At 59.7% G+C, this 10535-nt stretch carries 9 protein-coding genes; 7 read left to right on the forward strand and 2 right to left on the reverse strand.

Annotated features, from left to right (window positions below):
• Positions 1-2: 2 nt before the first annotated feature.
• Complete coding sequence (locus AB4O40_RS03650; protein ID WP_460056035.1) at positions 3-1655, reverse strand: arylsulfatase; 1653 nt, start codon at positions 1653-1655, stop codon at positions 3-5.
• Between the two features lie 370 nt (positions 1656-2025).
• Between AB4O40_RS03650 and AB4O40_RS03655 the strand changes: the two genes are divergently transcribed.
• The 7 genes from AB4O40_RS03655 to AB4O40_RS03685 all read left to right on the forward strand — a co-directional run bounded on the left by AB4O40_RS03655 (position 2026) and on the right by AB4O40_RS03685 (position 9567).
• A complete protein-coding gene (locus AB4O40_RS03655; protein WP_056727460.1) occupies positions 2026-2622 on the forward strand; it encodes a paraquat-inducible protein A in 597 nt (198 codons plus the stop codon).
• Positions 2619-3275, forward strand: coding sequence for a paraquat-inducible protein A (locus AB4O40_RS03660; RefSeq protein WP_223541449.1), 657 nt, complete (start codon positions 2619-2621; stop codon positions 3273-3275). The genes AB4O40_RS03655 and AB4O40_RS03660 overlap by 4 nt, the downstream gene beginning before the upstream one ends.
• Complete coding sequence (locus tag AB4O40_RS03665) at positions 3256-4932, forward strand: PqiB family protein (RefSeq protein ID WP_056727464.1); 1677 nt, start codon at positions 3256-3258, stop codon at positions 4930-4932. Before AB4O40_RS03660 ends, AB4O40_RS03665 begins: the two co-directional genes overlap by 20 nt.
• Before the next feature lie 17 nt (positions 4933-4949).
• Positions 4950-5507 carry a PqiC family protein gene (locus tag AB4O40_RS03670; RefSeq protein WP_056727466.1) on the forward strand — a complete coding sequence of 186 codons (558 nt, stop codon included), beginning with the start codon at positions 4950-4952 and terminating at the stop codon, positions 5505-5507.
• Between the two features lie 376 nt (positions 5508-5883).
• On the forward strand, positions 5884-6897 hold the full coding sequence (locus tag AB4O40_RS03675) for an iron ABC transporter substrate-binding protein (RefSeq protein WP_056727467.1): 1014 nt from the start codon (positions 5884-5886) through the stop codon (positions 6895-6897).
• A 4-nt stretch (positions 6898-6901) separates the two neighbouring features.
• Positions 6902-8500: an ABC transporter permease gene (locus AB4O40_RS03680; protein ID WP_056727468.1), complete on the forward strand. Its 1599-nt coding sequence runs from the start codon at positions 6902-6904 to the stop codon at positions 8498-8500.
• On the forward strand, positions 8497-9567 hold the full coding sequence (locus tag AB4O40_RS03685; protein ID WP_056727470.1) for an ABC transporter ATP-binding protein: 1071 nt from the start codon (positions 8497-8499) through the stop codon (positions 9565-9567). Before AB4O40_RS03680 ends, AB4O40_RS03685 begins: the two co-directional genes overlap by 4 nt.
• A 4-nt stretch (positions 9568-9571) precedes the next feature.
• Here the strand turns inward: AB4O40_RS03685 and AB4O40_RS03690 are convergent, their stop codons facing one another.
• Entirely contained in the window at positions 9572-10510 is a 939-nt protein-coding gene (locus AB4O40_RS03690) for a site-specific integrase (protein ID WP_056727471.1), read from the reverse strand.
• Positions 10511-10535: the final 25 nt, after the last annotated feature.

Here is a 10535-nt window from a genome sequence, read left to right on the forward strand (position 1 = left end):
TTCTATTGAGGCATCTGAATGTTAATGCCCTCCTTCTGCATTTCTTCCCGTACCGACTGGAATTTCTGGTACTTGGACAACTCGATCGGCCCGTCATAGCCCATGCTTTGCAGTTTGCGTGGCGGGTATTTGATGTAGGTCTGCATCAGCTTGTTGATCGCCTGGCTGATCGGCACCATGGTCCAGGTGCGCTCAGTGACGTTACTCATGAAGATGTCGTAGCGCTCCTGTGGATCTTGCAGCAAGTCAAAGACCTGCGGTACGACCGCCACGTACTTCGACTCCCCTTTCCAGCCCAGGTTGGTATCCACCGCCAGGCCGCCGGTCGGCACACCATTGTCGCCACGCAGGTTGAACACGGCCTTGTAGTTGCCTACGCGGGCCGCACCAGGGGACAACTCGTTTTCGGTGAAGTAGAACCACTCTTTACGTGGATCGGGACCCGTGCCGGTGATTACCGGGGTCATGTCGTAGCTGTCGAAATAGATTGGCTGACCTTCGCGATCCTTCTCCGGCAACTTGATGCCGGCCACCGAGGCGAAAGTTGCCATCAGATCGAGCCCGCCGAGAATGTCGTGGTTCTTGGCATTGGGCTTGATTTTTCCGGGCCAGGTCATGATTGCAGGGACCCGGTTACCGCCCTCGCGCACGGTGCCTTTGGTGCCACGAAATGGTGTGTAGCCGGCGTCCGGGTAAACATCCTGCCAGGCGCCGTTATCGGTGGTGTAGACCACCAGCGTATTCTTATCCAGGCCCAGCGCCTTGAGCTTGTCCATGATACGGCCGATGCGCGTATCCAGTTCGACCACCGAGTCGGCGTACTTGGACTTGGAGATCGACTTGTGAACGAACTCCGGTGCCGGCAGGTTCGGCTGGTGCACTTTCATGAAGTTGACGTTGATGAAGAACGGCTTGTCGGACTTGGCAGCGGTGTCGAGAAATTCCAGCGCGGCCTTTTCGACATAACCGTCAAAGTAGGGAATGCCGACTACACCGGGTTTGCCATCGATGACCGGCGTATCAACATACTGGCCGTTGATCTTGAACTCTTCGACGGCCTTTTCTCCCGCCTTGCCCGAGAGTGCGCCCTTGGTCACCTTGGCAAACATTTCCCGGGTTTCCGGGTCCATGTCGGGGAACCAGGTCGGGTCGGCGTAGGTGTAGGCATTGAGGTGATAGAGGCCGACGTACTTCATCACGTCATACCCCTGGGCATTGGGCAATGCATAGTCGGCTTCGCCCAGGTGCCACTTGCCGGTGAAGTAGGTCTCGTAGCCGCCGGTCTTGAGCACCGAGGCCAGCGTCCACTCGGCGGCGGGCAAACCACCGCCCTGGCCCTGGAAGGCCACGGTGGTCATGCCGCTGCGATTGGGGATACGCCCGGTCTGCATGGCCGCCCGGCCCGGGGTGCAGCTCGGCTGGGCATAAAAGGAATAAAAGGTCGTACCTTCTTGTGCCAGTTGGTCGATGCTGGGGGTTGGCATGCCACGGCCGACACCACCACCGTACGGCCCCAGATCGCCGTAGCCGGTATCGTCGGACACGATGAACAGGATATTGGGTTTTTCTGTTTGTGCAGCCTGGGCCATACCGCTGAGCGCTATCAGTAATGAACCTGCAATGTAGAACCTTGAGCGATGCGAGAGTCTATTCATGGCGACCTTCCTTTATCGGGACGGATCCTTGTGGTCGGCTACTTGTTTTCAAGTAATCCGTGACCGGACCCTGGTGAGTTACCCCAAACCATGCCCTCTGGTGAGTTCCAGGCTTTCAACTGACCAGGCAATTGGATTCCTGTATCTACTCAAGGCACCCGAGTCAGCCTAGTACGGTTATTTTCATAACGCGCAATACAGGCAGTGGAATTCTCAGTCGTTCGTCGCTTGCTTCCCATGTCATTTCGTGGGTCGAGTCATCCCCGGCGGCAGATAGTGTTCAGGTTGCGATTTTTGATTTGCTCAATTGCAAGTCACCTCTATATTGAGGGGGTGCTCTGAACTTCCTGCCTTCTGTTGAGCTTGACCCATGGCAACTACTGATCAGCTGATCATCTGCGAGCACTGCGACAGCGTGTACCAAAAAGCAACGCTCGCCAAACATCAAAAAACCCTGTGTACGCGCTGTGGCGGCGTGCTTCAGCGCTATAACGGCCTCACGGTGGAACAACGTCTTGCGTTGACCTTCACCGCATTGATGCTCTGGATATTCGCCAATTTCTATCCGGTGATGAGCATCAGCCTCAAAGGCGTGAAGAACAGCGCAACGCTCTGGGACTCGGTGCTGGCCCTGAGCATGGGGCCTATCACCTTCATCGCCATGGTGGCGGCAATCGCCATGATCATCGCGCCGATTTTCCAGTTGCTGCTGCTGATCTGGGTGCTGGGCTTCGCCCTCAGCGGGCGACGCTCGCCCGGATTCAAACTCTCCATGCGCTGGCTGGAAACCCTGAGGCCCTGGAGCATGCTCGAAGTCTGTCTGCTGGGAGCCATGGTCGCGGTGATCAAGCTCGCCGGACTGCTCGATGTGCTGCCCGGCATCGGGTTGTTTGCCCTCGCTGCGCTGAGCCTGATGATGATCCGCATCGCCGGGCGCGATATTCGCGAACTATGGGACCTTGTATGAGCACGCCTCCTTACGCCGACGAGCTCAACCTGTGCCTGTGCCACACCTGCGGCCTGGCCTGCGACATGACCTTAGAACCCCACGAATGCGAGCGATGCGGTGCACCGCTGCACCGGCGCAAAACCAATTCACTGACCCGCACCTGGGCCTACATGATCGCGGCCCTGGTGTTCTACATCCCGGCCAACCTGTTGCCGGTGATGAACACCAAGATGGTCGGCAACGGCGCCGACAGCACAATCATGAGCGGCGTGCTGGAGTTCTGGGAAGCCGGGGCCTGGGACATCGCCCTGATCATTTTCATTGCCAGTATCGCGGTGCCGGGCATCAAGTTCGTCGCCATCACATTGCTGCTGGTTACCGTGCAGCGCGACAGCGAGTGGGCACGCAAGGAGCGGTCGACGCTGTACCGCTTCGTCGAGGTCATCGGTTACTGGTCGATGCTCGATGTGATCGTGGTCGCCCTGGTGGCCTCGCTTGTTAAATTCCAGGCCCTGGCCGATATCGAACCGCGCCCGGGCATTCTGTTTTTTGGGTTGGTGGTGGTATTTACCATGTTGTCGGCAATGAGTTTCGATCCACGCTTGATTTGGGATAAAGAACGGGAAAACCCACACAATGAGGAGGTCACGGATGAAGTCACAAGCCACTGACGGGCCGCAAGCCCCCGGGCAGGCTCCGATCAAGACCCGCCGCTTCAGCGTCTCGCTGGTCTGGATCGTCCCGATCGTCGCGGTGCTGGTGGGTATTTCGCTGGTGGTTCACAGCATTTTGCAGCAAGGCCCGACCATCGTTGTCACGTTCAAGACCGGGGACGGCCTGACCGCGAACAAGACCGAGGTCAAGTACCGTAATGTCGTGATTGGTCATGTCTCCGATGTGGAACTGGCCAATGACCAGAAGAGCGTCAACGCCACCATCAAACTGGAAAAGCAGGCCGAAAGCTTTACCCGCGAAGATTCGCAGTTCTGGGTCGTGCGGCCGCGCATTGGCGCGGGCGGTGTGTCCGGCATCGATACGCTGTTGTCGGGCGATTACATCGGTGCCGATATCGGCCAGGCCAACGGCCGGGCAAAAAACTTCAAGGGCCTGGAAAACCCGCCACCCATCACCTACGGCGAGCCGGGCAAGCGTTTCACCCTGTTCACCCAGGACCTGGGGTCGCTGGATATCGGCTCTCCGGTCTACTACCGCAAGATCCCGGTGGGTCAGGTGGTGGCTTACGCGCTGGACCCGGATGGCAAGGGCGTGAACATAGAGCTGTTCATTCACGCCCCCCATGACAAGTACGTCACCGAAAACACCCGTTTCTGGAACGCCAGCGGCATTGACGTGAACGTCGGCGCCAACGGTTTCGCAGTCAAGACCGAATCCTTGTCTTCCTTGCTCGTGGGCGGCATTGCCTTCCGCGCGCCCGACTACAGCCCCAACGATAAGCCTGCTGCCGCGGAGTACGCCTACGAACTGTTCGAGGACCAACAAGCCGCCCTCGCCCCGCCAAACGGCAAGCCGCAGTACCTGGCCATGCGCTTCGACCAGGCACTGCGCGGGCTGAAGGTCGACGCCCCGGTGGAATTCCTCGGTGTGGAAATCGGCAAGGTAGTGGCAGTCAATCTGGATTACGACGAGAAAAAACGTTCCTTTCCGATCAACGTCGGCATCGTGATCTACCCGCAGCGCCTGGGCCAGGCCCACATCAAGATGCTCAAGGCGCTCAATCATGATCCTGATAACGAAGCCGCTGGCGTACGGCTGATCGGCACCTTCATCGAAAACGGCCTGCGTGCCCAGGCCCGCACCGGCAACTTCCTGACCGGCCAGTTGTACATTGCCCTGGACTTCTACCCCAAGGCCGACAAGGTTACCTTCGATGCAAACGCGCGCCCGGTCATGATTCCGACCCTTCCCGGCAGCCTCGAGCAATTGCAGGAAAAACTCGAATCCATGGTCGACAAGATCAACAAGCTGCCGATCGAGCGTATCGCCGGCAATCTCGATGGCAACCTCGTCGAATTACGCAAAGGCATGATGCAATTCAACGGCAAGATCCTGCCGGGCGTGCAATCCACCCTGTCGGATGTCAGCAAGACCCTGGAAACCGCCAATTCGACCCTGCAATCGGCCAGTTCGACCTTGGCCGAGGATTCGCCGCAACGGGAAAAACTGGGGCAGACCCTGGATGAACTGGGACGCACGTCGAGATCCTTGCGTGATCTTTCGGATTACCTGGGACGGCATCCGGAATCGCTGCTTCGCGGCCGTCCGAACAATGCCGCGCCCATGGACCTGCAAGGGCCACCGCGCAATTGAACACAGGAGCAATACCCATGGCTTTACCGCTGAAGTTCACTCTGGTCACCGCGATGTTGCTGCTCGCCGCCTGCCGCAGTGGCCCGATTCACTTCCATACCTTGACCCCGGCACATGAGGGCAATCACTCAAGGACCACCGTCGGGCTGATCCAGATCGAGATGCTCAGCGTGCCACCCCAGGTCGATCGTGCGCAGATCGTCATTCGCGAGGGCAACAGTGGCCTGGCAATCCTGGAAAACCAATGGTGGGGCGCCACCCTCGTGGACGAATTGCGCAGTGCGCTGGTCGATCAACTGAGCAACAATCCTGTACAAGGCCGATATTCGGTGCGGATCGATGTGCAGCGTTTTGACTCGGTGCCCGGCCAGTACGCCTTGATGGACGTGGAATGGCGCCTGCGCAGTGACAGCACCGGCGACACGGCACGGGTGATTTGCCGCAGCACCTTGCAAACGCCATCGGGCGCGAGCATCGATGACCTGGTGCTTGCCCAGCAAAACAACGTCAAGCGCCTGGCCGCGCTGATCAGCCAGGCAGCCACCAGACCGCAGGCGAATTGCCCCACGCCCTGAATGCCGTCTCCCCCCTGGATCTACGGCGACAAGTTCGCCGTAGATCCGTCTCTCCTTTTCCTGCTGTCATTCCCCGCGACAGGCGACCCGCAGCAACTGCCACCGTCAGATACGCCGAGGCGCACGACAAAAAGGCAACCGGGGCAACGTCATATTCTGATCGACGGCATCGTTTGATCGACGAGTCCAACCACAGTGGGCACAGTGCTGCTAATCTGAATGAAAATTACATGTATTAGCGGTTTTTTTGACGTTTTTTTCTCATTTGGATCTCTACATTTCCCGCACTTCAAAAACATGCAAATGATTCGCATTGGTTAACTGGCGTTTGAATGCGCATGACTTTCAAAAAAATGCACCAGGAGCAGCCCGCAGAATGATTCCAAAAATCCCTTCGTTCTTGAAAAAAGCCCTGCTGGCCACCGCTTTGCTGAGCGCTGGCCAGGTCTATGCCGCTGACTCTGTCGGCATCGTGGTGTACAACGCGCAACACGAAGGCCTGACCAAGGCCTGGGTCGAGGGTTTTACCCAGGAGACCGGTATCCCCGTCACCTTGCGCAACGGCGATGACACCGAGATGGGCAACCAGATCGTGCAGGAAGGCGCGGCTTCTCCGGCGGACGTATTCCTGACTGAAAACTCCCCTGCCATGGTCCTGGTCGACAACGCCGGGCTATTTGCGCCCATCGACAAAGCCACGCTGGAACAGGTTGACTCCGCCTACCGTCCAGCCCACGGCAAATGGGTCGGGATTGCCGCGCGCTCTACAGTGTTCGTCTACAACCCGAGCAAACTGCCGGAAGCCGACCTGCCGAAATCGATCATGGACCTGGCTTCGCCGAGCTGGAAGGGTCGCTGGGGTGCATCGCCCGGTGGCGCTGACTTCCAGGCCATCGTCGCGGCCATCCTCGAACAAAAGGGTGAAGCCGCCACGCTGGATTGGCTCAAGGCGATGAAAACCAACTACGCCAACTACCGCGGCAACAGTTCGGTACTCAAGGCGGTTAATGCCGGGCAGATCGACAGCGGCGTGATCTACCACTATTACAGCCTGGTGGATCAGTCCAAGACCGGCGAAAACAGCAAGAACACCGCCCTGCACTATTTCAAGCACAAAGACCCTGGCGCTTTTGTTAGCATCTCCGGCGGCGGCGTCCTCGCTTCCAGCAAACACCAGGAACAAGCCCAGGCGTTTCTCAAATACATTACCGGCAAGGATGGCCAGGCTGTCCTGAAGAACGGCAAGTCGTTTGAATACGCCGTGGGCAAAGGTGCTGCATCCAACCCTAAACTGGTGCCTCTGAATCAACTCGATGCGCCGACTGTCGATGCTTCGAAACTCGACAGTAAAAAAGCCGTGGAGCTGATGACACAGGCCGGACTGCTCTAAATTGATGCCAGAAACCCTGCCTGCGGGGGTCGCTGAGGCGACACCCGCTAATTTGCGTCGACGTTCCCGTGGAGTCTTTGCGGGACGTGGCGGTGTATGGGTGATTGGTTTGTCGGTGCTGGTTTCATTACTGGCACTGCTACCGATCGCCTACGTTATTGGCGTGTCCCTGCAGACAGGCTGGTCAACCGTTGTGGCCCTGGTGTTCCGTCCTCGGGTCGGTGAACTGCTGGTCAACACCGTGTTGCTGGTGCTGCTGACGATTCCCTTATGCGTCGCGCTGGGAGTGACGCTGGCGTGGCTCACGGAACGCACGAATCTGCCGGGACGACGCTGGTGGTCGTTGCTGGCCACCGCGCCGCTGGCGGTGCCTGCGTTTGTTCACAGCTACGCCTGGGTCAGCCTGGTGCCACCGATTCACGGCTTGTTTGCCGGAGTCCTGGTCTCGGTCATCGCCTACTTCCCGTTCCTGTATTTGCCGGTAGCGGCGACTTTGCGCCGGCTCGATCCGGCCATCGAAGACGTCGCCGAGTCCATGGGGCTCAAGCCCTGGAAAGTGTTTTTCCGCGTGGTGTTGCCGCAATTGCGCCTGGCGATCTGCGGCGGCGCCTTGTTGGTCGGCCTGCACCTGCTGGCTGAATATGGCCTGTACGCCATGATCCGCTTCGACACCTTTACCACCGCGATCTTCGATCAGTTCAAATCGACCTTCAACGGTGCGGCTGCGCACATGCTGGCCAGTGTGCTGGCGCTGTGTTGCCTGGCGATGCTGACGGCCGAATCCGCCGCCCGGGGTTCCGCGCGCTACGCTCGCGTCGGTTCGGGAAGCGCCCGGGAGCAACGGGTCGTATACCTGAAACCGGTATCCACACTGCTCTCGCTGACGCTGCAAATCGTGACCTGCGCCCTGGCCCTGGGCGTGCCCTTGATCACCCTGGGCAAGTGGCTCATCGCCGGTGGCGTGGAAGTCTGGGACATGGCCGAATTGTTGCCCGCCCTGGAGCAAACCCTGCTGCTTGGCATCGCGGGCGCGGCGCTGACCACCTGCGCGGCGATTCCGATAGCCTGGCTATCGATTCGCTACCCCGGTCGAATGCAACGGGTACTGGAAAGCTGCAACTACATCACCAGTTCCTTGCCTGGAATTATCGTGGCGCTGGCACTGGTAACCGTCACGATCCATTATGCCCGGCCGATCTACCAGACCACCTTCACCGTGCTGCTGGCGTACCTGTTGATGTTCCTGCCCCGCGCCCTGGTGAGCCTGCGCGCCGGCATTGCCCAGGCCCCGGTGGAACTGGAAAACATGGCCCGCAGCCTTGGCCGCTCGCCGGCCCGGGCACTGTGGCTGATCACCCTGCGCCTGGCCGCACCGGGGGCAGCCGCCGGCGCGGCACTGGTGTTCCTGGCGATCACCAACGAATTGACCGCCACCCTGCTGCTGGCACCCAACGGAACGCGCACCCTGGCGACCGGGTTCTGGGCCTTGACCAGCGAAATCGATTACGCAGCCGCTGCCCCCTACGCCTTATTGATGGTTGTGCTGTCACTTCCGTTGACCGGACTTCTTTATCACCAATCGAAAAAAACGGCTGGCCGATGAACACTCTTGAATTAAATGCCCTCTACAAGTCCTATGGCGCCCATTGCGCCCTTGACAACGTCAGCCTCTCGGTACCCAGCGGCAGTCGCACGGTCATCGTTGGCCCTTCCGGCTCGGGCAAGACCACGTTGCTGCGGATGATCGCCGGCTTCGAGTTCCCCGATTCCGGGCATCTTTCGCTCAATGGCCAGACCCTGGTCGACGGCACCCACGAAGTGCCGGCCCATCAACGCCTGATCGGCTACGTGCCACAGGACGGCGCATTGTTCCCGCACATGACCGTGGCCGCGAACATTGGCTTCGGCCTGGCGACCAAGGGCCCTGAAAAACAGCAGCGCGTCGCCGAACTGATGGACAGCGTGGCCCTGGACGCGAAGATGGCCGCGCGCTGGCCCCATGAATTGTCCGGTGGCCAGCAACAGCGCGTGGCCCTGGCCCGAGCCCTGGCGCAACAGCCACGACTGATGCTGCTGGACGAGCCGTTCTCGGCGCTCGATACCGGATTGCGCGCCGCGATGCGCAAGATGGTTGCGCGGCTGCTGGAGGACGCGGGTGTCACCACCATCCTGGTCACCCATGACCAGAGTGAAGCCCTGTCCTTCGCCGACCAGCTGGCGGTGATGCGTCATGGCCGACTGGTACAGTCAGGGCATCCGCTGGACCTTTACCGCTATCCCGAAGACGAACAGACCGCCTTGTTCCTGGGGGATGCCGTGGTGATGCCCGCACGCATCGAGGCCGGTTGGGCCCATTGCGACCTCGGGCGGATTCCCGTCAACAATCACCGCAACAACAACTCGGCGCAGATCATGTTGCGCCCCGAACAACTGCAATTGGCCAGCATCCTCCCCAGCGACCCGGAAGCCAGCGGTTGCCGGGCCGTGGTCACCGATCGGGACTTCAGCGGCAACACCTGCACGCTGACAGTGGAACTGCAGCCATTGACCCGCAATGAGCAATCGGGCCGATCACTGCTGGTGCGCAGTTCAGGCATGTATGCACCACCCGCCGGCAGCTCGGTGCAGGTCTCGACCATCGGCCATGCCCATGTACTGAGCGAGATGTGATCGCTCAGAGGTCGAATCGATCCACCGCCCGACGCCGCTCGTTGTCATCGCGCACATCGTAGTTGGCCGTGGTCTGGATATTGCTGTGGTGCGCCAGCTTCTGCGCAATCGACAAGTCATGCTCTTCGATCACCCGGGTGATGAATGAACGCCGGAAGTCGTGGGGCATGATTTTCACCCCGACCTGTGCGCCCCGTTGCCGTGCGATGTAGTAAATCGCGTGCTTGGTGATGCGTTCGCGGGTGATGTGACTGCCACGGCGGATGCGGTTGAACAGGAACGGGTCGTCCGACTCACCGTCCTTGAGCATCGACCGACGTAGCTCAAGCCAGGCTTCAAGCTTGGCGAAGGCCCAGGCCGGGGCGTACTTGATCAACTGTTTGTTGCCCTTGGCCGTCACCCGCAGGCTGCGCTCGGTGAAATCGACCTGGTTCAGCTCCAGGTTCACCGATTCGGATTTGCGCATTCCCGAACCGTACAGAATCCCGATGATTGCTGCGTCCCGCAGGCCTTGCGGCCGCGGATCGGCGGCGCAAACCGCCATCAGTTCCTGGATCAGCGTGCGCCTGAGATTGCGCCCCTGGGACAGCCGTGTACCGGCCATGCCCTTCACCGATCGCATCTTCAACAGATGATCCTGAGAGATCAGGCTCATGCGCCACGCTTCGTTCATCACCCCGCGCACCGCGTTGACATAGAGCGACGACGTGTTCGGTGCATAGCCATCCGAACGCAAGGTGGCCACCAGCGCAATGACGTCCTCGGGCTGCAGGTTGTGCCAGGGGATTTCCTCGATATCCTGGTCTTCGAAGCCCAGGCGGTCGGCGGCATCCTGCAGCACATAACGCATGGTCAACTGGCTGGACGGCGCCAATCGCGCCAGATACAGGGTCAGCGGATTGGTGAGGAGCGGGCGTGAATCAGTAACAGGTAAGTCAATCAAACGAAACGGCCTTGAATGTAAACAG

Source organism: Pseudomonas sp. S2_F07 (assembly GCF_054668325.1).